This window comes from Amycolatopsis sp. cg13 (assembly GCF_041346965.1).
Lineage (GTDB): Bacteria > Actinomycetota > Actinomycetes > Mycobacteriales > Pseudonocardiaceae > Amycolatopsis.
In genome coordinates this window covers 7,211,933-7,232,671 of sequence record NZ_CP166848.1, presented here as the reverse complement: position 1 = coordinate 7,232,671, position 20,739 = coordinate 7,211,933, and the positions used below count along the sequence as shown (strand labels likewise).

Annotated in this window: 19 protein-coding genes and 1 riboswitch; of the genes, 9 read left to right on the top strand and 10 right to left on the bottom strand. The window is 68.3% G+C overall.

From position 1 onward, the window contains the following. Positions 1-30: 30 nt before the first annotated feature. Positions 31-1,959: a translational GTPase TypA gene (gene typA, locus AB5I40_RS33990; RefSeq protein ID WP_370934278.1), complete on the bottom strand. Its 1,929-nt coding sequence runs from the start codon at positions 1,957-1,959 to the stop codon at positions 31-33. A 222-nt stretch (positions 1,960-2,181) separates the two neighbouring features. Between typA and AB5I40_RS33985 the strand changes: the two genes are divergently transcribed. Next, positions 2,182-2,340: a hypothetical protein gene (locus tag AB5I40_RS33985; protein WP_354740076.1), complete on the top strand. Its 159-nt coding sequence runs from the start codon at positions 2,182-2,184 to the stop codon at positions 2,338-2,340. 402 nt (positions 2,341-2,742) lie between these two features. Here AB5I40_RS33985 and AB5I40_RS33980 read toward each other — a convergent pair whose 3' ends face one another. Beyond that, the gene (locus AB5I40_RS33980; RefSeq protein WP_370934277.1) at positions 2,743-3,045 is read right to left on the bottom strand and encodes a YciI family protein; all 303 of its coding nucleotides are present in this window, start codon (positions 3,043-3,045) and stop codon (positions 2,743-2,745) included. A 178-nt stretch (positions 3,046-3,223) separates the two neighbouring features. On the opposite strand from AB5I40_RS33980, the gene trpS reads away from it, so the two are divergent. Beyond that, a complete protein-coding gene (trpS, locus tag AB5I40_RS33975) occupies positions 3,224-4,189 on the top strand; it encodes a tryptophan--tRNA ligase (protein WP_370934276.1) in 966 nt (321 codons plus the stop codon). A 21-nt stretch (positions 4,190-4,210) separates the two neighbouring features. On the opposite strand, the gene AB5I40_RS33970 is transcribed toward trpS, so the two are convergent. The 3 genes from AB5I40_RS33970 to AB5I40_RS33960 are packed head-to-tail and all read right to left on the bottom strand — an operon-like array spanning position 4,211 to position 6,668. Beyond that, on the bottom strand, positions 4,211-4,612 hold the full coding sequence (locus AB5I40_RS33970) for a (deoxy)nucleoside triphosphate pyrophosphohydrolase (RefSeq protein ID WP_370934275.1): 402 nt from the start codon (positions 4,610-4,612) through the stop codon (positions 4,211-4,213). Between the two features lie 23 nt (positions 4,613-4,635). Continuing rightward, entirely contained in the window at positions 4,636-5,961 is a 1,326-nt protein-coding gene (locus tag AB5I40_RS33965) for a sensor histidine kinase (RefSeq protein ID WP_370934274.1), read from the bottom strand. Next, positions 5,958-6,668, bottom strand: coding sequence for a response regulator transcription factor (locus AB5I40_RS33960; protein WP_370934273.1), 711 nt, complete (start codon positions 6,666-6,668; stop codon positions 5,958-5,960). The genes AB5I40_RS33965 and AB5I40_RS33960 overlap by 4 nt, the downstream gene beginning before the upstream one ends. Before the next feature lie 145 nt (positions 6,669-6,813). On the opposite strand from AB5I40_RS33960, the gene AB5I40_RS33955 reads away from it, so the two are divergent. Genes AB5I40_RS33955 through AB5I40_RS33945 form a run of 3 tightly spaced genes read left to right on the top strand, consistent with a single transcriptional unit; the run spans position 6,814 to position 9,784 of the window. Then, entirely contained in the window at positions 6,814-7,905 is a 1,092-nt protein-coding gene (locus AB5I40_RS33955) for an outer membrane lipoprotein carrier protein LolA (protein ID WP_370934272.1), read from the top strand. Beyond that, entirely contained in the window at positions 7,902-8,909 is a 1,008-nt protein-coding gene (locus tag AB5I40_RS33950) for an ABC transporter ATP-binding protein (RefSeq protein ID WP_370934271.1), read from the top strand. The genes AB5I40_RS33955 and AB5I40_RS33950 overlap by 4 nt, the downstream gene beginning before the upstream one ends. After that, on the top strand, positions 8,906-9,784 hold the full coding sequence (locus AB5I40_RS33945; protein ID WP_370934270.1) for an ABC transporter permease: 879 nt from the start codon (positions 8,906-8,908) through the stop codon (positions 9,782-9,784). The genes AB5I40_RS33950 and AB5I40_RS33945 overlap by 4 nt, the downstream gene beginning before the upstream one ends. A gap of 9 nt (positions 9,785-9,793) precedes the next feature. Here AB5I40_RS33945 and AB5I40_RS33940 read toward each other — a convergent pair whose 3' ends face one another. The 3 genes from AB5I40_RS33940 to AB5I40_RS33930 are packed head-to-tail and all read right to left on the bottom strand — an operon-like array spanning position 9,794 to position 13,478. After that, on the bottom strand, positions 9,794-10,798 hold the full coding sequence (locus tag AB5I40_RS33940) for an ABC transporter ATP-binding protein (protein ID WP_370934269.1): 1,005 nt from the start codon (positions 10,796-10,798) through the stop codon (positions 9,794-9,796). Then, positions 10,798-12,435 carry an ABC transporter permease gene (locus AB5I40_RS33935; protein ID WP_370934268.1) on the bottom strand — a complete coding sequence of 546 codons (1,638 nt, stop codon included), beginning with the start codon at positions 12,433-12,435 and terminating at the stop codon, positions 10,798-10,800. The genes AB5I40_RS33940 and AB5I40_RS33935 overlap by 1 nt, the downstream gene beginning before the upstream one ends. Continuing rightward, positions 12,411-13,478: a thiamine ABC transporter substrate binding subunit gene (locus AB5I40_RS33930; RefSeq protein WP_370940672.1), complete on the bottom strand. Its 1,068-nt coding sequence runs from the start codon at positions 13,476-13,478 to the stop codon at positions 12,411-12,413. The genes AB5I40_RS33935 and AB5I40_RS33930 overlap by 25 nt, the downstream gene beginning before the upstream one ends. A 31-nt stretch (positions 13,479-13,509) precedes the next feature. After that, positions 13,510-13,621, bottom strand: a riboswitch (TPP riboswitch). Between the two features lie 24 nt (positions 13,622-13,645). On the opposite strand from AB5I40_RS33930, the gene AB5I40_RS33925 reads away from it, so the two are divergent. Continuing rightward, positions 13,646-13,936: a 4a-hydroxytetrahydrobiopterin dehydratase gene (locus tag AB5I40_RS33925; RefSeq protein WP_370934267.1), complete on the top strand. Its 291-nt coding sequence runs from the start codon at positions 13,646-13,648 to the stop codon at positions 13,934-13,936. 371 nt (positions 13,937-14,307) lie between these two features. On the opposite strand, the gene AB5I40_RS33920 is transcribed toward AB5I40_RS33925, so the two are convergent. Then, positions 14,308-14,733 (bottom strand): DUF3592 domain-containing protein, encoded by a 426-nt coding sequence (locus tag AB5I40_RS33920; protein WP_370934266.1) that lies wholly within the window; start codon positions 14,731-14,733, stop codon positions 14,308-14,310. Between the two features lie 301 nt (positions 14,734-15,034). Between AB5I40_RS33920 and AB5I40_RS33915 the strand changes: the two genes are divergently transcribed. Together AB5I40_RS33915 and AB5I40_RS33910 are read left to right on the top strand one after the other, a co-directional pair. Further along, positions 15,035-18,427, top strand: a complete 3,393-nt coding sequence (locus tag AB5I40_RS33915) for a DEAD/DEAH box helicase (RefSeq protein WP_370934265.1) — start codon at positions 15,035-15,037, stop codon at positions 18,425-18,427. A 379-nt stretch (positions 18,428-18,806) separates the two neighbouring features. Continuing rightward, positions 18,807-19,121 carry a hypothetical protein gene (locus AB5I40_RS33910; RefSeq protein ID WP_370934264.1) on the top strand — a complete coding sequence of 105 codons (315 nt, stop codon included), beginning with the start codon at positions 18,807-18,809 and terminating at the stop codon, positions 19,119-19,121. A gap of 204 nt (positions 19,122-19,325) precedes the next feature. On the opposite strand, the gene AB5I40_RS33905 is transcribed toward AB5I40_RS33910, so the two are convergent. Then, positions 19,326-19,586 (bottom strand): restriction endonuclease, encoded by a 261-nt coding sequence (locus tag AB5I40_RS33905; RefSeq protein WP_370934263.1) that lies wholly within the window; start codon positions 19,584-19,586, stop codon positions 19,326-19,328. A 626-nt stretch (positions 19,587-20,212) separates the two neighbouring features. Here AB5I40_RS33905 and AB5I40_RS33900 point away from each other — a divergent pair. Beyond that, positions 20,213-20,719: a hypothetical protein gene (locus AB5I40_RS33900; RefSeq protein ID WP_370934262.1), complete on the top strand. Its 507-nt coding sequence runs from the start codon at positions 20,213-20,215 to the stop codon at positions 20,717-20,719. Positions 20,720-20,739: the final 20 nt, after the last annotated feature.

The window sequence follows — 20,739 nt, the reverse complement described above, 5'->3', positions numbered from 1 at the left end:
GGGAGGCGCCCTTTTTCACCTTCGCGAGGTTCAGCTGTTGTCGCGGCTCTTGGCCCGCGAGCGCTCCTTGGCGCGAGTGTTGATGTCGAGCGTGACCTTGCGGACCCGCACGACCTCCGGCGCGACCTCGACGCATTCGTCGCTCGCGCAGAACTCCAGCGCCTCCTCGAGGCTGAGCTTGCGCGGGCGGGCCAGCGTCTCCATCACGTCGGCCGAGGACTGCCGCATGTTGGTGAGCTTCTTTTCCTTCGTGATGTTGATGTCGAGGTCCTCGAACCGCGGGTTCTCGCCCACGACCATGCCCTCGTACACCTCCGCGCCGGGCTCGACGAAGAACGTGCCGCGGTCGGCGAGCTGGATCATCGCGTACGCGGTGATCGGGCCCGAACGGTCGGCGACCAAGGAGCCGCTGTGCCGGGTGCGGATCTCGCCCGCCCACGGGAAATAGCCCTCGAACACGTGGTTCGCGATGCCGGTGCCCCGGGTCTCGGTGAGGAAGTCGGTGCGGAAGCCGATGAGGCCGCGCGAGGGCAGCACGTAGACCAGCTTGATCCGGCCGGTGCCGTTGCCGCTCATGTCCTCCATGCGGCCCTTGCGGGACGCGAGCAGCTGCGTGATCGCGCCGAGGTGCTCCTCGGGCGAGTCGATGTAGAGGCGCTCGAACGGCTCGTGCAGCTTGCCGTCGATCGTGCGCAGCACCACCTGCGGCTTGCCGACGGTCAGCTCGAAGCCCTCGCGGCGCATCTGCTCGACCAGGATGGCCAGCGCCAGCTCGCCTCGGCCCTGCACCTCCCAGGTGTCCGGGCGCTCGGTCGGCAGGACGCGGATCGAGACGTTGCCGATCAGCTCCTGGTCGAGACGGGCCTTGACCAGCCGCGCGGTGACCTTGTCGCCGCCGTTGCGCCCGGCCAGCGGCGAGGTGTTGACGCCGATGGTCATCGAGATGGCCGGCTCGTCCACGGTGATCCGCGGCAGCGCGACCGGGTTCTCCGCGTCGGCGAGGGTGTCGCCGATGGTGATGTCCGGGATGCCCGCGATCGCGACCAGTTCGCCGGCGCTGGCCTCGGACGCCGGGACGCGGGTGAGCGCCTCGGTGACGAGCAGCTCCGAGATCCGGACGTTCTGGACGGTGCCGTCCTCGCGCATCCAGGCCACGGTCTGGCCCTTGCGCAGCTTGCCGGCGTGGATGCGGATCAGCGCGATGCGGCCGAGGAAGTTCGACGCGTCGAGGTTGGTGACGAGCGCCTGCAGCGGGGCGTCCAGGTCCGCGGCCGGGGCCGGGACGTGCTGGAGCAGGGTCTCGAACAGCGGGTCGAGGTTCTCGCTGTCGGGAAGGCCGCCGTCCTCGGGCTGCTCCAGCGACGCCTTGCCGGCGCGCGCGGAGGCGTAGACGACGGGCAGGTCGAGGATCGCGTCGAGGTCGGCGTCCTCGATGTCGCCCGCCAGGTCGAGCAGCAGGTCGTGGGTCTCCTCGACGACCTCGGAGATCCGCGCGTCCGGCCGGTCGACCTTGTTGACCAGCAGGATCACCGGCAGCTTCGCCTCGAGCGTCTTGCGCAGCACGAAGCGGGTCTGCGGGAGCGGGCCCTCGCTCGCGTCGACCAGCAGCACGACGCCGTCGACCATGGAAAGGCCGCGCTCGACCTCGCCGCCGAAGTCGGCGTGGCCCGGGGTGTCGATCACGTTGATGGTGACCGTGCCGTCGGCGGTCTGGCGGTGGATGGAGGTGTTCTTCGCGAGAATGGTGATGCCCTTTTCCCGCTCGAGCTCACCGGAGTCCATCACGCGGTCGACCAGCTCGGCGCGTTCGGCGAAGGCGCCGGACTGGCGGAGCATGGCGTCGACCAGGGTGGTCTTGCCGTGGTCGACGTGGGCGACGATCGCGACGTTGCGCAGGTCGGGCCGGGTCTTGCCGGACGCGCGGCCGGTTTCGACCGCGGTGGCGCTGGCTGCGGGCACGCGAGGACTCCTGAACTTCGAAGAAAAAGGCGGGTGGCACCGCGCGGCGGATCGGGATGACGGGCACCGGACACTGCGACCGGCTCTCGCTGACCGGCTTTGGCCACACGCGGACTTCAATCAGGATACCTGTTGGGTTGGTGTGAGGAGCGCCACGCCCTATGATCGGTTAGGCTCACCTAACCTTGTGGATGTCTTGACGGCCGGTTTGAGGAGTACGCGGTGGGGAAGAAGCACGCGGATGATCCTCGGGCTGTGGTGCGGAAGCTGATGAAGGCCGGGAAGGTCAAGAAGAAGTGCTGCCGGTCCAAGGATCGGTGCAAGAAGTGTCCGGTTTTGGCTTTGAAGAAGGCTAAGAAGCAGGTGGAGAAGGCTGCTTGACCGGGTTTCTTTCGGCTCGTCGCCTGGCGGCGACATTGCGCGCGTCGGTTGCGCGGGGCACCCCGAAGCTTGATTGTGATGACGGTCTGAGGGTGGTTGTCAAGGCTGGAAAGATGCCTTGACAACCACCCTCAGACCGCATTTTGGCTTCGTATCGGGGTGCGGGGGCGGTGTGGGTGCAACGCCGGTTGAGTGCACCGGCTGCGGTTTCGCGGGTGGCGGGGCTAGCGCCCCAATGTGGCATTGGGTGCATCTGACGCACCGAACGCCGCATTGGGTGCATGCGACGCACCCAATGCCGCATTGGGTGCGCATCCGAGCGGGCGCGTGTGGGCAGGCGTGTGGTCGTGAGGGGAACCCTGAGGGACTCAGAGTCCGTGAAGGTGGCCCTCACGGACGTTGCTAGTTGTTATCCAGCAGTTCGTTCACCAGGTTCAGTTCCGGTGCTGTCCTGGTGGGCTGGAAGTGGATGATTTCGTAGGTCGCCAGCTGGGCGGTCGCGAAGGGGTCGGTGGCCAGGATCGCGTCCAGTTGCGCGCGTTCCATGGGGCGGGTGATCAGCACGCCGCCGGTCCGTGGCTTCTGGCCTCCCGACGCCAGGAAGTGGCCGTCTTCGTACTGCTTCGTCAGCCACTCGTTGTGGGCTGGGAGGGCGCGGTCGATTTCCTCTAGCGGAACGATATACGTGAGCACGACGACGAACATGGTTCGAACCGTAGTCCGGTGCTAGGCTCGCCGCATGCGTTTCCAGAGCACTCAGTGGTGGCCGCCCGTTGGCGGCCCGCTTGCTCTGCGCTGAAAAACCAGCGAAGGCCGCCCCGGTGGGCGGCTTTTTTTGTGTCTGCTCCCGGGGTTCCGATCAACCTAGGGAGAGGAAAATCCAATGGTCCAGCTGTCCGGCATCACCCCGTCCGGTCATGTTCAGCTCGGCAACCACCTCGGCGCGTTGCGGCGGTGGGCGGCTGAGGGCGGGACGGACGATCTGTGCTTCGTCTCCGATCTCCATGCGATGACTACCGCGCACAATCCGGCCAAGTTGCGGTCGTTGGCTACCGAACAACTGGCCGTGCTGGTGGCTGCGGGGATCGCGCCCGAGCGGGTGTTCGTGCAGTCTGATCTTGCTCGGGAACTGGGGGCGTTGACCTGGGTGCTGGAGTGCACGTGCTCATATGGCGAGGCGGCGCGGATGATCCAGTTCAAGGAGAAATCCAAGGGACAAGCAGGAGTTCGGCTCAGTTTGCTGACCTATCCGGTGTTGATGGCGGCCGACATTCTGTTGCAGGGCGCGGATGAAGTACCGGTTGGCGAGGATCAGCGGCAGCATGTCGAGTTGGCTCGCACGCTTGCCCGGCGGTTCAACTCCACGTACGGCGAGGTGTTCGTGGTGCCGGAGGCGACGTTGCCGCCCGCGGGAGCGCGGGTGAAAGATCTCGCCGAGCCGACGCGGAAGATGTCCAAGTCCGCGCAGAATTCCGTGGGCGTGGTGTTCGTGCTGGACGAGCCGGATCAGATTCGGCGCAAGATCCGCAAGGCGCAGACGGACGGGGATTCGGTGCCCGCGTACGACCCGGAGAATCGGCCGGGCATCTCGAATTTGCTGGAGATCCTGGCTGCTTGCGTGGGCGGAGACCCTGCCGAGCTCGCGGAGAAGTATCCGTCGTACGGCGTGCTCAAGGACACAGTCGCCGACGCGGTGATCGAGGAGCTGCGGCCGGTCCGGGAGGGCACGCGCGCGTTGCTCGACGACGTCGCTGAGCTGGAGCGGGTGCGCAAGGCCGGCGCTGAGCGGGCGATCGATCGCAGTTCGCACCGGGTGTCGGCGGCGTTGCGGATGGTCGGGGCTGCTTGAAGGGCCTCGTGAGTGCTGGTTCTACTCGGAACCGGCACTCACGAGGGCGTGCAGTGCGGGCAGCAGGTCCCGGTCCGCGGGGAGCCAGTCCAGATCGTCCAGTTCGTCGTGTCCGACCCAGCGCAGCGCGGTGTGTTCGACCGCTCGCGGCTCGTCGCCGGGGGACAGCAGCGCGGCGGAGTACACGCGCAGCACTTTTCCGCCCGGCAGCGGGATTTCCGGGCCGACTCGGTCGCCGACGGTGACCACCACGTCCAGTTCCTCGTGGCATTCCCTGGCCAGCGCGAAGGCTTCGGTCTCGCCCTCTTCGACGCGCCCGCCCGGCAGTTCCCACTGGCCCGCGTGATGCGGCGGCCAAGCTCGTTGCTGGGCAAGAAGCTTGCCGTCGCGCACCAGTGCCGCCCCGACGATGACCGCGTCCATGCGCCCAGTCTCCCCCACCGGATTCACCGGTCCGCTCCCGCCCGCCAGGTGACCTCGAACCGCGCGCCGCCGTCCGGCGACTCGCCTACCCGGACCTGGCCGCCTCGGCGGCGCACCGTTTCGGCGACCATCGCCAGGCCCAGCCCGGTTCCGCCGGACGAGCGCGCCCGGTCGTCGGACACTCGGTAAAACCGGTCGAACACCTTGCTGCGGTGCTCGGGCGCGATGCCGGGACCGTCGTCGTCCACCACGACCCGGACCTTCGAGCGCGAGGCGAGCACGGACACCACGATCTGCCCGGACGCGTACCGGCAGGCGTTGCGCAGCAGGTTGTCCAGCACCAGTTCGACCTCCTGGTGCGCCGCCGACGCCCAGGCCTGCGCCACCGCGCTGCTCACCCGCGTGTTCGGCGTCCCGGACGGCAACCGGCGCACGGCCGCGCGGACCTCGGACACCACCTCGACCGGTTCCGCGGGCGGCACCTCGCCAGCGTCGGAGCGAGCCAGCGTGAGCAGGCCGTCGAGCAGGCCGGACAGCCGTTCGGACTCCTCAAGGATGTCCGAGAGCGTCTCCTGCGAAAGCTCCGGATCGGGATTCGTGACGGCTACCTCGGCCTGCACGCGGATCGACGCGACCGGCGAACGCAGCTCGTGTGCCGCGTCGCCGGTGAACCTGCGCAGCCGCTGGCTGACCTCTTCCTGGCGTTCGAGCAGCGCGTTGAACTCCTCGGCCAGCGCGCGCATCTCGTCGTGCGACGTCGGCAGCGGCAGCCGGGAACCGGGCGGCAGCGCGCGCACCAGCCCGCGCATCCGAGCCACCGGGCGCAGCGCGAGCCGGACGACCAGCCAGGTCGCCAATCCTGCCACCAGTGCGCCGACCAGGGCGACCACGACCAGCCACAGCCCGCCGTAATGCACCGCGGCGGCGAATCCGACCAGCCCGGCCCCGGCGACGACCAGCCGCTGGCTTCCGTTCGGCGTGCTGACCACCTGGCCGCGCCAGCGCGATCCGTCGGACTGCACCGGCAAACCCGCCTTGAGCTGCGAGACCTCCGGCTCGGTCAGCTTCGGCCGGGCTTGGCCGTCCACCGGGGCGCCGGAAATGTCCAGCACCCGCACCGAAACCGGGTCCGCCGAGGTCAGCGGCGTCCCGGCGGAGACCGCGCCGGCCGCCGGGACGAGCGCGGCGGTCAGCTCCTCGTCGACCGAATCGGTGAGCAGCGGGTCGAGCTTGTTCGCCGCCAGCGCGGCGAGGCCGAGCAGGCAGCCGAGGGTGATCGCCGCGGCCAGCACGGTGATCCGGACCTGCAGCGAACGGCCGCTCCACCACGACGACGGCGAGCCGGTCACCTGACCTCGTCAAGCTGGTCGTCGGAGGCGAGATAGCCGTGCCCGCGCACCGTCCGCAGGATCGAGCCCGCGCCGACCGCGTCGAGCTTGCGCCGCACGTAACCCACATACACCTCAACGAGATTCCGCGTGACGGCCTGCTCCTCGCCCCACACCGCGCGCAGCAGCTCGTCCTTCGTCACGACCGTCCCGGCGCGGCCCACGAGCACCTCCAGCAAGCCGAACTCGCGCGGGCTCAACGGCACTTCCTGACCGTCCCAGTGCACCTGCCGCAGCGCCCGGTCGACCTCCAGCGCGCCGAGTTTCAGCGCGCCGCGCGAGGCATCCGGCCCGGCGCGGCGCAGCACCGCCCGCACCTGCGCGACCAGCACGACGAACGAGAACGGCTTCACGAGGTAACCGTCGGCGCCGAGGTCGAGGCCGTCGGCCTGGTCGATCTCGCCGTCCTTCGCGGACACGAGCAGCACCGGCGTGGTCACGTTCTCCGCGCGCAGCCGTTCCAGCACGCGATAGCCGGACAGGCCGGGCAGCATGATGTCCAGCAGCACGACGTCGAACGAACCGGTGCGCGCGAGCTGCAGCCCGGTCGGCCCGTCCGCGGCGGTGACCACGTCCATGTCCTCCGCGCGCAGGCCGCGCTGCAGCGCCTTGCGCACACCAGGTTCGTCGTCGACCACCAGCACCCGAGGTTTCACGATCCTCATCATGGCCGGTTTGTGCAGTTGACGCGCGTACTCTCAGTGCGATCTCAGCTAGCCGGGCCGAACATTCAGGGGTATCTCAGCCTCGGCGGGGGAACGTCTGCACCGGGAGCCGGGCCCGCCAGAGCCCGGGAACACAGGGAGAGACGAGATGGATCCGAAGAAGAAGGCCATCACAGCGGCCGTCGTCGGCACCGCGCTCGGTGTCGGGGGACTGGTCGTCGTGGCGATGCCTGCCTCGGCGGGGGACGCGCCGAAGCTGCCGCAGGTCAGCGCGGAGGACTTGGTCCAGTCGGTGGTCACCGCCAAGCCGGCGCCGTTCGACGGCACCGTGACGGTGAGCAACGACCTCGGCCTGCCGAAGATGGCGACCGGCGCGATCCCGGGGGCGGGCGCGCTGGGCGTCGACTCGGCGCAGGTGTTCAGCGACGGCGCCGGCAAGACGAAGGTGTCGCTCACCAAGGGGCAGGCGCAGGAGACGATCATCCACAACGGCAACACCGTGTGGGACTACGACTCCAAGACCAACAGCGCGACCAAGACCACGATTCCGGCGGGCATCGCGACCAAGCAGCACGCCCCGGCCGAGGGCAAGGCCGCCGACCCGTCCACGGCGGCGAAGGAACTGCTCGCCAAGGTGCGCGAGAGCAGCAACGTCGCGGTCGACGGCACGGCGACGGTCGCCGACCGCCCGGCGTACGAGCTGGTCCTCACGCCGAAGCCGACCGAACGCACCCTGCTGCGCGAGATCCGCGTCGCGGTCGACTCGCAGACCCGGATGCCGCTGCGGCTTTCGGTGCTGAGCAACGGAACCACCGCCCCGGCGCTGGAGCTGGCGTTCAGCAAGATCGAGTTCGCCGACCAGTCGGCGGACCTGTTCGCCTTCACCCCGCCCAAGGGCGCGAAGGTGACCGAGAAGCAGGCCAAGATCGACGAGCGCGACAAGGCGCTCGCGAACGAGGCCAAGCAGGCCACCAAGTTCGTCGGCGACGGGTGGGACACCGTCGTCACCGGCAAGGTGCCCGCGGACCTGATGAAGCCGAAGCAGGCCCAGGGCGACGAAAAGGGCGGCGCGGACGTGCAGAAGATGCTGAGCCGGTTCGCCAAGCGGGTCAACGGCCCGTGGGGCAGCGGCTACCTCTTCACCACCAAGGTGGGCGGCGCGGTCCTGACCGACGACGGCCGGTTCGCCGCCGGCGCGGTCCCGGAGCAGGTGCTCTACGAAGCGCTGGGCGCCAAGTGACCAGCATCGCGGTCGAAACCGGGGCGGGCATCTCGGACGAGGTGCCCGCCCCGGCGGTCCCGCTGGCCGCGCGCACCCGAGGGGTGCGCAAGGTCTACCGCAGCACGGTCGCGGTGGACCACGTGGACCTGGACGTTCCCGAGGGCGCCGTGCTCGGCATGCTCGGGCCCAACGGTTCGGGCAAGACGACCACGATCCGGATGCTGCTCGGGCTCGTCCGCCCGACCGCGGGCGAGGTCGAACTGCTCGGCCGGAAGATGCCGGAGGAGTCCGCGCACGCGCTGCCGGACGTCGGCGCGCTGGTCGAGGGGCCGGGCTTCCACCCGTTCCTCTCCGGCCGCGACAACCTGCTGCGGTTCGCCGCCGCCGAGCCCCGGCTGGCGTCGTCCGCGATCCCCGGCGCGGTCGACTCCGCGCTGGACCGGGTCGGGCTGTCGGTCGCCGCGCGCCGCCGGTACAAGGGCTATTCGCTCGGCATGAAGCAACGGCTCGGCCTGGCGAGCGCGCTGCTGGTGCCGCGCCGGATGGTCGTGCTCGACGAACCCACCAACGGTCTGGATCCGGCGGGTACCAGGGAGATCCGCCGTATCATCGCCGATCTGCACGCCGACGGCGTGACCGTGGTGGTTTCCTCGCACCTGCTCGCCGAAGTCGAAGCGACCTGTACACACGTGGCGGTGCTGCAGTCCGGAACGGTGGTCGCGCAAGGCGAACTGTCGGACCTGCTGGAGTCGGGGAACGCCGCACTGCTAGTGCGCACCCCGGACGCCGAGCAGGCGGTGGAAACGTTGCGGGAGAACCGGATCGGGGCTCGGCTGACGCCGGACGGCGTCCGCGTCGACCTCACCGCGACGCCCTCGCCGAGGGTGCTGCAGGTGCTCGTGCAGGCGGGGGTCGAGGTGCACGAGGCGACCCGGGCGCGGACCGGGCTGGAGGACCTGTTCGCACGGCTGACCGAAGGGGAATCGGCGGCGGGCGAAGAAGCTGAGGGGGAAGCGTCATGACTGCCGCTGCGGTCGCGGTGCCGGTGAGCCGGACCGGACACGACACGGTGCCGTTGTTCCGGCTGATCGCCGCGGAGCTGCGCTGGATTTTCCACCGGCCGCGCACGCTCGCCGTGCTGGGTTTGCTGGCGCTGGTGCCGATCGTGATCGGGATCGGCCTCACGTTCGTCGGCCAGAACACCGGGGGCAACGCGCCGGACGACAGCGGCGGCGCGCTGCTGGTGTCGGCGGTGAACAACGCGTTCGTGCTGCCGATCGCCGCGATGGTCATGACGCTCACGCTGCTGCTGCCGCTCGCCTCCGCGATGGCGGGCGCGGACGCGATCGCCGGCGAGGCCGCGCACGGCACGCTGCGCGGCTGGCTGATCGCGCCGGTGAGCCGCGGACGGCTGCTGACGGTCAAGGCGTTCGGCGTCGCGACGGTGTCCGTGGTCGCGGTGCTCGCGATGTGCGTGACCGGTGTGGCCACCGGGTTGATCATCAACGGCACGGATTCGCTGTTCACGCTGTCGGGCACCACGTTGTCGCTCGGCGAGGCGCTGCTGCGGATCCTGCTCGTCGGCGGCTGGATCGTGCTGCAGCTGTGGGCGGTCGGCGCGATCGCGCTGGCGGTGTCGAGCTTTACCGAGCACCCGATGCTCGTGGTCGCCTCGGTGCTGGCGATGAACATCGTCTTCACCATTCTCGGCTTCCTCAGCTCGCTGAAGGCGGTGCACCCGTTCCTGCTCACGCAGAACTGGACGCTGGCCCCGGCCTCGGCCCTGCAGGATCCGATGACGCTGTCGATGATGGGCGAAGGCGCGGTCCGCGCGGCCTGCTACATCGTGGTCGGGCTGTCGATCGCTTACGGACGCCTCGTCACCCGGGACGGCTGACCTGGGGGTTCAGCCCACTACGGCGATCCCGTCCGGATCCGGCTGGAGCCGGACGGGGTCGCCGGCCCGGTAGTCCGCTCCGGCCGGGGCGATCGCGTCCACAGTGGACTCTCCACAGCGGACGACCAGTCGCAGATGCTCCCGACGGTGCACCGCGGCGGTCACTTCGCCGGACACGCCTTCTTTAGCGACTTTCAAGCCGTGCGGGCGCAATCCGAGCCTGACCGGGCCGTCGTCCACTCCCAGCGCAACGGTGCCCAGCTCGGTCCGCACCACGCCGTCGGCCGCGGTGCCGTCCAGGAACGTGGTGACGCCAAGGAATCGCGCCACGTTCTCGTCCACCGGTTTGTTCCACACCGACCGGACCGCGCCCTCCTGCCGGATTTCCCCGGCGTCGAGCACCGCCACGCGATCGGCGAGCGTGAACGCTTCCTCCTGGTCGTGCGTCACCAGCAGCGCGGTGATCTTGCTGCGGCGCAACAGATCCGCCAGGTCGATGGCCAGCTGCTCACGGAGTCCAGCGTCCAATCCGGACAGTGGCTCGTCCAGCAGCAGCAAGCGCGGTTCCGGAGCCAGCGCGCGAGCCAACGCGACGCGCTGCGCCTGTCCGCCGGACAGCTCGGTCACCCGTCGCCGTTCGTAGCCTTCCAGGCCGACCAGCTTGAGCAGTTCCTCGACGCGCGCTGCGTGCCGTTCGCGAGGCACGCCGTGCATCCGCAGGCCGAACGCGATGTTCGCGGCGACATCGCGATGCGGAAACAGCTGTCCATCCTGGAACACCAGACCGAATTCGCGCTTGTGCACCGGCACCGCGGCGAGATCAGTGCCGTCCCAGGACACCGAGCCGGACGACACCGGCTCCAGCCCAGTGATCGCGCGCAGCAACGTCGACTTGCCCGAGCCGGACGGGCCCAGCAACGCGAGCACCTCGCCGTCGGCGATGTCCAGCTTCGCATCGCGCACCGCGGCGAACGATCCATAGTGGACAGTCAGATCCCGTACCGTGAGCGCCATCAGAACTCCCCGACCGTGCTGGCGCCGCGGACCGAGCCGAACCGGTCGATCAGCGCCACCGCCACCACAGTCACCACCATGAGCAGGGCGCACGCGGCGTACGCCATTTGGTTGTTCAACTCCCCCGGTCTGCTGATCAGCGTCGCGACGGCCACCGGGAGCGTCGGCGCGTCCGGCCGGGCGAGGAAACTGGTCGCGCCGAACTCGCCGAGCGCGACGACGTACCCGAAGCCCGCCGCGGCCACCACCGACCGCGCGACCAGCGGAAAGTCGATCTCCCGCCACACCCGCGCCGGGCTCGCGCCGAGCGTCGCGGCGGCCTGGCGCAACCGGACGTCGACCGCGCGCAGCACCGGCAGGATCATCCGCACCACCAGCGGCATGATCACCAGTGCCTGGGCGAACGGCACGAGCAGCGGCGACGTGCGGAGGTCGCCAGGCAACGCGTCGAGCGTCACGAGATAACCGAAGCCGACAGTTACTGCGGAGACGCCCAACGGCAGCATCAACGCGACGTCCATGGTCTCGCCCATCCCCCGCGCGAGCCCTCCCGGCGAACGGCGGAGCGCCACCAGCACCACGCTCGCGATCAAACCGACAGCCATTGCCAGCAGCGTCGCATCAGTGGCCGCGGCCAGCGAATTCTGCGCCGCGATCCAGCCGGAGACCTGGAGCGCGCCGTTCTGCCCCACAGTGTTCAGCGCGCGGTACCCGGCGAGGCTCCATCCGTCCGAAGTGGACACCGACTCCAGGAGCAGCGAGACGATCGGCGTCAACAGCAGACCGAGCACCACGACCGCGGCACCGACCGTCCACCACTCCCCGCCGCGCGGCCGACGCGCCGTGACCTGCGCGGACCGCAGCTTGACCGCGTTCTCTCGCTTCCGACGCGCCATCGCCCCCAGCACCAGCGCAGCGACGACAGCCGCGAACTGGATCAACGACAACGCAGCTGCACCGGAGAGGTCAAGCAGATCGACCGTCCGGAGGTAAATCTCGGTCTCGAGCGTCCGGTAGCTACCGCCGCCGAGAATCAACACCACACCGAAGCTGGTGGCGCAGAACAGAAACACCACTGCGGCAGCCGAAGCGATGGCCGGGCCGAGCGCGGGAAGCGTCACCGACCGGAACGCCCGCCACGGCGAGGCACCGAGCGCCCGCGCGGCCTCAGTCGCTCTCGGATCGAGATGCGCCCAGAGCCCGGCGACCGTGCGCGCGACGACGGCGACGTTGAAGAACGCGTTGGCCAGCACGAGCGGCAGCACGCCGCCGTCCGGCCAGATCGCCCGGAAAGCCAGGCCGACGACAACCGTCGGCAGGACGAACGGAACCAGCACGATCGTCCGCGCCAATCCGACACCCGGCAGCTTTACGCGGGCGAGCAGGTACGCCACCGGCAGCCCGGCGAGCACCGCGACCACCGTCGACGCGGCCGCGCTGGCCAGCGTGAACCCGGCGAGCCGCCACGTCTGCGGGTCGCCGAGCACGGTGTCGACGCCGCCCGCGGAGAACCCCCGGCCGACAATCGCCACGACCGGCCAGGCGAAGAACACCACCAGGAACGCGACCGGCAGCAAGCCGAGCAGCGTGAGCCCGATGGTGCGCGCGGGGATCACGCGCCCATGAGCGAGCGCCATTCCCCGATCCACTTCTCCCGGCCAGCCTGCACCTTGTCCGCGGGCATGGTGGCCGGCGTCTGCGGCTGCGGCGCCGCGGTGGCCCAGCCCGCGGGCAGTTCGACGCCCTGGCGCGCGGGGTAGACGTACATGTTCGCCGCGACCGTCGTCTGGAACTGCTGCGAGAGCAGGAAGTCGACGACCTTCTGGGCCTGCGGGATCTGCTTGCCGTTGGTGAGCACGCCCGCGTACTCGACCTGGCGGAAGCAGGTGTCGAGCAGCGCCTTGGTGCGCGGTTTGCCGTCCTCGCCGACCTCGGCGGCGGGCGACGAGGCGTAGGACACGACGATCGGCCGCGAGCCCTTGCCCGACGAGCCGGAGAAGTCCTTGGTGTAGGCCTCCTCCCAGCCGCTGACGGTCTTGAGGCCGTTGTCCTTCAGCTTCTGCCAGTAGCCCTGCCAGCCGCTCTCGCCGTACTTCGCGACCGTGCCGAGCAGGAAGGCCAGCCCCGGCGACGCGGTGGCCGGGCTTTCGGCGACGGTCAGGTCCTTGTACTTGGGGTCGGCGAGGTCGTCGTAGGTCTTCGGCTCCGGGAGGCCCTTGCTCGCGAAGTAGGCCGGGTCGATGTTGACGCAGACGTCGCCGAGGTCGACCGCCGCCAGCCGGTGCTGCGGGTCGACGGAGTAGCGCTGCGGGCCGCGATCGGCCTCCGGGCTGGTATAGGGCTGGAAGACGCCCTCGCTGAGCGCGCGCGAGGCGAAGGTGTTGTCGACGCCGTACGCGACGTCGCCGATCGGGCTGCCCTTGGTGAGCACGAGCTTGTTCGTGAGCGCGCCGGCATCGCCGGACTTCAGGATCTTGAGCTTGATCCCGGACTGGCGCTGGAAGGCGTCGAGCACGTCCTGCGGGGCGGCGAACGAATCGTGCGTGACCAGCGTGACGGTCGGCGTCTTCTGGTCCGGGTTCGCGGACGACCCGCCGGAGTCGCCGCCGGAGAGCGAGCAGGCGCTGGCGAGCACCGAGACTCCTGCGAGACAGGCCACCGTGCGGACGGTCCGCGACATCATTCTTCCCCTCCTGCACTGCGCCGGATGAGGGAGAGCGATACGGCCTCCCTACGCCGGCATGATCCGGATCCAGGTGCGAACGGTCGCGGGTGCGAGGCCCGCCTCTCAGCCCGGCGTACCGGACTCCCGTGGCAATGCCGCAGCGTAGCCGACACCATGGAGTGATGACTCAGCTATTGAACGACTCGGCAGTGGAGCAGGCCCTCGGCACCGTCCCGGAGTGGCGGCGCGAGGACGACAGCATCGCGCGGACGGCCGAACTCGCGTCCTTCCCGGCGGCGATCGAGGCGGTGGACCGGGTGGCCGTGCTCGCCGAGGCGGCCGACCACCATCCCGACATCGACATCCGCTGGCGCACGCTGACCTTCCGTCTCAGCACTCATTCCGCGGGCGGGTTGACCGATCGCGACTTCGCACTGGCCAAGCAGATCGACGAGGTGCTGACAGCCCGCTGACCAGGTGTGACGTCCGCAACCCTGGCATAACAACCGGCCCCCTCGCGCGTCTCCCGGACAGACGCGACGGAAGGAGCCGGGATGGTCCAGGCACTCGTGGTAGGGATGGGTTCGTTCGGCCTCATGGTGGCCGCCGCAGGCGGGGTGCTGTGGCACACCGCGCGCAATCGGCGTGACCTTGATCACAAGCGGTAACAGTGAGCTAGATCAAGGCGCTATCCCAGCGGTAATCATCGGCACTCGCCCCGCTAGGACCCGCCATGAACAGCACATCCGCCCAGCTCACCGCCGCACAGCGCACGTGGGTCGCGGTGTTCTCGACCGCCGTCGTCCTGCTGTCGATGATCGTGCTCGGCCTGCTCGGCTGAGCGTCACGGCAGCGGGAACATCCGGATGAACCAGAACATGGCGAACCCGATGAGCCCGAGCACGACCGACGCGCAGCCGATCACCCGCATCCCGGTCGGCCCCTCGGGGACCGATTCGGCCGGGTCCTCCGGGTTCACCGCCACCTGAAGCGTCGCCCTCGCCCCCGGCGAACTGTCGCTGACGGTCTCGGAAAGGCCCTGATAGACGCGTCCGTCAGGCCCGCGGTACTCGTACCGCGGGTAGTAGAGCGCCGCGTCGCTGTCGTCGGCCCCGCGCCGCTTCCTCTCGTACCCGGTCACCACGGCCTGGGCCCTCGGCCACGTCGCCAACGCCACCTTGCGCCGCCGGGCTTTCCTCGCCTGCACCACGACGCTGACCACGAGGGCGATCATGAGCGCGCCCCAGATGGCATAAAGAACGATCCGCACCGGGGCATCTTCGCCGGGCGAGCGGCGCGAGAGGGACGTTTCGCCGAAAATGCCCCGCGTGGGTCAGGTCACCGCGAATCTCCGGTGCCGCTGCGCGTGCTCGGCCTATCCGGGCGGCAGCCGCTGTCCAGCACGTCGCCGCGACAGGCCCATGGCGGCTCCGCCTCCGGGAAAGACTGATTCCGCGTCATTCACATCCTCTGCCGAATGAGAATTCGTTCGCAGCCGAACACGCTGCCTGGATCCCGGAGCGGATCATGGAGTATGGTCCCGCTGCACTCAGTGGAGGGGAGCCATTCCGGTGCAGGAGAATGTGCGCGCGGCGCACTTGGTGCAGTTCTGGCGCACAGTGGAAATGTTCGGTCCGCAGAATATTCCACAACTGACGTCTCCCCGCGCCATCGAGCGGGCCGACTACCTCGTCTGCGACGTCGAACCGGGCGAACCAGCACCGTGGGAGCCGGAACATCCACTGGCCCGGGCTCGCTTGGCGCGCGACAAGACCTGGCAATTCGTCGTGTACGGAGCGTTGTACGACCTCTCGGCGGTCCACGCGGAGCTCAGCGAGCAATTCGGAAAGGAAGCCGTACCAGAGGAACGCCGAAAAGACGGCAAGACGGCGGTATACGCGTTCTCGGTCGATGCCGAAGGAACTCTTATTGAGGATTCCCCCGTACTGTCCGCCTGCGCCTGGGCAATCAGCAGACTGGGGTCACCTGGGCCACGTGATCCGAAGTGGCTTGACGGTTTCGACGAGGAAAGCAGTTCCTTCGGTGAAGAGCTGAACCGCCTCTCGCCGAAGAAGAAGCCGGGCGGAAAGCTGGGCAAGTTCGGCACCGCGGTGACCGGCCAGGTCAAGGAAGCCGCCCAAGAGGCAGCCACCGCAGGTGCGAAAGCGACCGGTTCGGCGGTGAAGACCGCAGTGGTCGCCGGCGCGACGTCGCTGACCGGTCCTGTCGTCGGGCCGGTCGTCGGCGGAATCGCGGGAGCAACGGCCGGCGCATTCGCCGAACGGCTGCTGACCCCGGCCTCCGCGAAGAAGCCCGCGGACGAAACCGCGTCCGGCCGCGAGTCGCGGGTAGAGCTCACCTCGAGGACGCTGCACGCGTTCACTCGGGAACTGGTCACTGCTCTCGGGCTGGACGACAGCCTGCGTGCCGCCGGAATCCGCGTCAGGTGCTACCAGATCTCCCGCCGGAACGCGGGCAAGGCCGACGATCAGGATTTTCTCAACAGCCCCGTCGCCGAGGACCTCGGCCTCGTCGAGAAAGAGATCCGAGCCGGCCGCCGAGGCGAAGCGCTGCGTGCGTTCCTCGGCGAGGACCCTTCCGTGCCCGCGTCCGACCGCGTCGACCTCCGTGCACAGCCCGGTGCGCTGCTTTCCGGCGTCGAGCCTGCTGTGATCCCCGGCGGACGCTGGCCTTCGGCGTATCCGCTCGTCACCGGCCAGCAGTTCGCGGTCGACTGGATCATGGCGCGGCCGGACGCGGGTCTCTTCGCGGTGAACGGACCGCCCGGGACCGGCAAGACGACCATGCTGCGGGACGTGCTCGCCGGGATCGTGGTCGAGCGGGCACGACGGCTCAGCCGGCTCGACACTCCGTCGGAGGCTTACACGGAGCGGCAAGAAGCGGTTCGCCCCTACTCGAGCCAGGTCCGTGCGCTCCGGCCGGAACTGACCGGGTTCGAAATCGTGGTCGCGACGGCAAGCAACGACGCGGCAGCCAACATCACTCAGGAAATGCCGGCGCTGACCGCGGTGAAAGGCGTCGAGGACGAAGCCGTCGCCGTCGACTACTTCACCGAACTGGGCAGTCACGTGCTGGGGAAACCGGCCTGGGGCTTGGTCGCGGCGATGCTCGGGAAAATGCAGCACCGCAGGGATTTCGCGAACAAGTTCTGGTGGAGCGGGTACACGCGGTCGAACGACGAGGAGCCGCCTGCGGACGAGATCCCCGGGATGAAGACGCTGCTCAAAGAAGCCCGCTCAGCGCCGGAACAGTCCGACGGCTGGGAAGCCGCGGTCGAAGCCTTCGCCGAAGCGGACGCCGAGGTCCGCACTCTGACCGCCGCCCGCCAGGCCGCGGCTGCCGGCATCAGGGAGCACACGCGGTGCGTGCAGGTCGTAACGTGGACTGCCGAACGGGTGCGGCAATCGAACACGCACTGCGGCCAACTCACCGAGGCTGCGCGTCAGGCCGAAGCGCTGCGTGCGACGTCAGCACAATCGCTGAGCGACGCTGACCAGCGGATCCGCGACTGGATGGACTGCCGGCCAGGATTCTGGGCGTTGCTGATGCCCTTCTCCCGCGCGACGCGAAAATGGAAGAAAGCGTATGGAGAAGCCATGGACGCCCGGGTCGCGGCTGACCGGGAGCACCAGTTGCACGTTGGTGCGGCCGCGCGGCTGGCGAACGAACTCCGCCAAGCACAGCAGAATCACGCTCAGCTGGCGGCTGAGCACGCTGCCGCCGAGCTGGCGCTCACGCAAGTTCGGGCCAAGGTGGACGCAGCATGCGCCCGCTGGCCGGGTGTCGTCCCCTTCGGACCCGCGGTCGCCAGTGACGAACAGCTGCAGCTTTGCGCCCCCTGGGCGGATCCGGAGTTCACCTCGGCCCGAACTCGGCTCTTCCTCCGCGCCCTCGCGCTGCACAAGGCTTTTCTCTTCGCAACCGCGGAACAGACCGACGTCAACCTCTCCGCCGTCGTCCAGCTCATCCAGGGCAAAGCGCAGGTCGGCGAGGGGACCGCGCTCGCTGCCTGGCAGACGCTGTTCCTGGCCGTGCCGGTCGTCTCCACGACCTTCGCGTCGTTGCCCCGGCTGTTCTCGGATCTCGGCAGCGAGTCGCTCGGCTGGCTCTTCGTCGACGAAGCGGGACAAGCGACTCCACAGCAAGTGACCGGCGGGATCTGGCGTTGTCGCCGAGCAGTGATCGTCGGCGACCCGCTCCAGCTCGAACCGATCGTCACGCTGCCGGTGCCCGCGCAGCACGCGCTTCGCCAGTACCACGGCGTCACCGAGCAATGGAGTCCGGAAAGCACGTCCGCCCAGCAGGTCGCTGACCGCCACGCCCGGCACGGCACGTGGGTTCCGGCGCCGGTCGGCGACGGAAAGGTGTGGGTCGGCGCACCGCTGCGCGTCCACCGCCGCTGCGACTATCCGATGTTCCGGATCTCCAACACCGTCGCGTACGGCGGCGATCTGATGATCTACGGAACCCCGGAGCGTCCTGAATTCTCCGGGCGGAACGAGTGGATCGATGTCCGGTCCGACCAAGCGAAGGACAACTGGATACCCGCGGAAGGAACAGCGTTGATCGCGCTGCTCAACGCCCTCGCCGGCCAAGGCGTCGCGCCGCGGGACGTCCGCGTGGTCAGTCCCTTCACCGATGTGGTGCGGGGTGCCAAAAACTGCGTAGCCGACTCCTTCGGCGACGGGTTCCCCGAGGGCAACGTCGGCACCGTGCACACTGTGCAGGGTCAGGAATCCGACGTCGTAGTGCTGGTACTGGGGAGCGCGCCGAATCGGTCGGGAGCCCGGCAGTGGGCAGCCGAGAAGCCGAATCTGCTGAACGTCGCGGTATCTCGAGCGAAACGCCGCTTCTACGTGATCGGCAACCGGGACCGGTGGAAGGATCTCCCGCACTTCGCGGTGCTCGCCGCGCAACTGGAGGCAGAGGAGGCAGTTCGGTGACCATCGCCGGGAATCCTGAACGGCCAGCCGCCAGCCTGCCGGTGAAAGACCCGTCCCGAGCGTGGCCAACCGCGCGCAGGCCGAGATCTCGCCCCTTTGCCACGTTCAGAGCGGATTTGCGCAACTAAACTTCCACTGCCAAACGGAGTTCACCATGCCATCGTCAGCCGGCCAAGGATTAATACACAGGTTGTCCACCCCTCCCTTCTGGCTGGTATTCAGCCTAGAATGGCCAGCGGGAACCGCCGACGGCGCAGCCGAATGCGCACTGGCCACCGTCCCTCAATTTGCCCCTCGTGACCATTTCTCGCCGGACACTCAACGGGTCTTGAACACGGTCGCCACGTTCGCTGCACGCCGACCTTGGCACAAAGTTGTCATGTTCGGCGAGATCAGCGAATCTCTCGCCGAAACAAACACAAGCTGGCCCGCGATGGGAGTAGACTGGGAGGCGGCACTCGAGGAATTGGCAAACGCGGCGATTCCTAGCTTATTCATCACCTTGGACCAATGGAGTCACTTCCTCTTGTCCACTGTCGGAATACCCCATACCACCGCATACTTTGCCGACGGTGGGCAACGGGTTGTCGAGCGCCAGGAGTACGAGGCGCTGCGGATGCGGTTGACCGCACTAATGACACAGGACTGGCCCGCCTACATAGCCGAGATCGAATCAAGGATCATCGGGACTTGACTCGTCGACGACAAGCACCATCCGGAATCGACGGCACCGGCCGGACGAAAGACGTGACCGTCACCTGCGATTCTTGGGTGGCTCTTTTGCGCCGATGATGACATCGAGGCCGAGGAACTCCTTGATCAGATGCTTCAGCTCTGGTCCCTCGATCAGCCGGAGACGCTCGTTTCGATGAGCGAAGTCATGGGCCGCCTTCCCGTACTACGAGGTGGTGACCATGATTCCGGTGCCCGCTTTTTTATCCTCCATCGTGCCCCAAAGCGCCCTCACCGCCTCGACGGGAACGCTCTTGACATAGCGTTTGGCTTGGATGACCGCCAGCCCGCCCATAACCGGGTCCGGGTTGACCGCGATCGCGTCGAGACCGTCGTCGCGAGACGCTTGGGTCACCCAGGACTGCATGCCCATCGCCTCGAACAGTTCACGGACGAGATGCTCGAACTCGTTCGGCGTCTGCTCCACAAGAACGGTGCAGGAGTCCAAGCCCGCGGGACGGAGTAGGCATCGACGAGGCGGAACCGGGTCAAGTCAGGATCGAAAATCGGCTTCACCGGTTCAACGTCGTACGGATGAGGCGACATCAGTGCATTCAGATGACGAAGACACTCCCTCGGTTCGAGTCTGTCCAGCACTAGGTCCTCGAACTTGTCCCTGGTGGCCGCCACCGTGAGCAGACAAGGCCGGATGGCCTGCCCGGTCGCCCGGTCAGTAGTTGAAAGGTGGCAGTTCACCGTGACTTCGCCCAGACGAGCCGGCGTCGCGGTGAACGCGTCCCGCAACGCGAGCAGGGCAGGCTGAGCGATCAGATCGGCATACCGTTGCCGCACCTCAGCGGGCTTCCTCGACGTCGGCTCGATCACGTCGCGCACCTTGACATACCGGAACGCTGCTTCGGTGGGGATCACTTCGGTGTCCGGCAGCTCACGGACAACCAGAATCTGGCCGCTGTCCGGCCGATACCCGACCTCGGCTTGACGAGGAACGCCGTCGGGCAAAGGGGCCGCTTCCAATGCGAGCCGCAGGCATCGTTCGACGGCTTCTTGCTCGCTCCGGCCGAACGCCTCTCTTAGCGCGCTGACCTGCTCGTTGTGCTGGTCGACATGCCGCTTGCGCTCGTCCTCACGTTGCGCGTGCTGTTGCCGGACCCGATCCAGCTGGGCAAGACGGTGGGTTTCTCGCTGGCGGTGAGCCGTCTGATCCTGCTCGAATTTCAGGCGAGCTTGCTGGACAGCTTGGCCATGCCGGGAGTCTCCACCGAACATGCGGGACAGAAGACCTGGCTCCGATGGCGCGAAGTCCTCCCATCGCGGCGACGGCTCCGCATTGAGCAGGCCTCCCGGGGATATCGCCTCAGCAACGAAGTCAAGCTGCATACCGCGGAAGTCAAGGGGCGTTTGCCGCTTCAGACCGGCACGCAGGACGCTCGCGAGCGTTTCAACGCGGGCGACCACCGCAGCCGTGAGTTCGTCGGCCTCCGCGGCCCGCTCAACGAGGTACTGAGCTTTGCGAGCACGTTCCGCTTGCGCTTCCTCCCGTTCGGCCCGCGCTGCTGCCGCGCGGTTTCCCTCTGTTGTTGGACAATAAACCGTTCTTGAGCCTTCTGCGCTTGCAAAGC

What these genes read in the sequence shown, in the direction of transcription:
- AB5I40_RS33980 (WP_370934277.1), bottom strand. Translation starts at nt 3,045, where the DNA reads ATGTTCGTCGTCGTGCTCACGTATATCGTTCCGCTAGAGGAAATCGAC.
- trpS (WP_370934276.1), top strand. Translation starts at nt 3,224, where the DNA reads ATGGTCCAGCTGTCCGGCATCACCCCGTCCGGTCATGTTCAGCTCGGC.
- AB5I40_RS33970 (WP_370934275.1), bottom strand. Translation starts at nt 4,612, where the DNA reads ATGGACGCGGTCATCGTCGGGGCGGCACTGGTGCGCGACGGCAAGCTT.
- AB5I40_RS33960 (WP_370934273.1), bottom strand. Translation starts at nt 6,668, where the DNA reads ATGATGAGGATCGTGAAACCTCGGGTGCTGGTGGTCGACGACGAACCT.
- AB5I40_RS33955 (WP_370934272.1), top strand. Translation starts at nt 6,814, where the DNA reads ATGGATCCGAAGAAGAAGGCCATCACAGCGGCCGTCGTCGGCACCGCG.
- AB5I40_RS33945 (WP_370934270.1), top strand. Translation starts at nt 8,906, where the DNA reads ATGACTGCCGCTGCGGTCGCGGTGCCGGTGAGCCGGACCGGACACGAC.
- AB5I40_RS33940 (WP_370934269.1), bottom strand. Translation starts at nt 10,798, where the DNA reads ATGGCGCTCACGGTACGGGATCTGACTGTCCACTATGGATCGTTCGCC.
- AB5I40_RS33935 (WP_370934268.1), bottom strand. Translation starts at nt 12,435, where the DNA reads ATGGCGCTCGCTCATGGGCGCGTGATCCCCGCGCGCACCATCGGGCTC.
- AB5I40_RS33930 (WP_370940672.1), bottom strand. Translation starts at nt 13,478, where the DNA reads ATGTCGCGGACCGTCCGCACGGTGGCCTGTCTCGCAGGAGTCTCGGTG.
- AB5I40_RS33925 (WP_370934267.1), top strand. Translation starts at nt 13,646, where the DNA reads ATGACTCAGCTATTGAACGACTCGGCAGTGGAGCAGGCCCTCGGCACC.
- AB5I40_RS33910 (WP_370934264.1), top strand. Translation starts at nt 18,807, where the DNA reads ATGTTCGGCGAGATCAGCGAATCTCTCGCCGAAACAAACACAAGCTGG.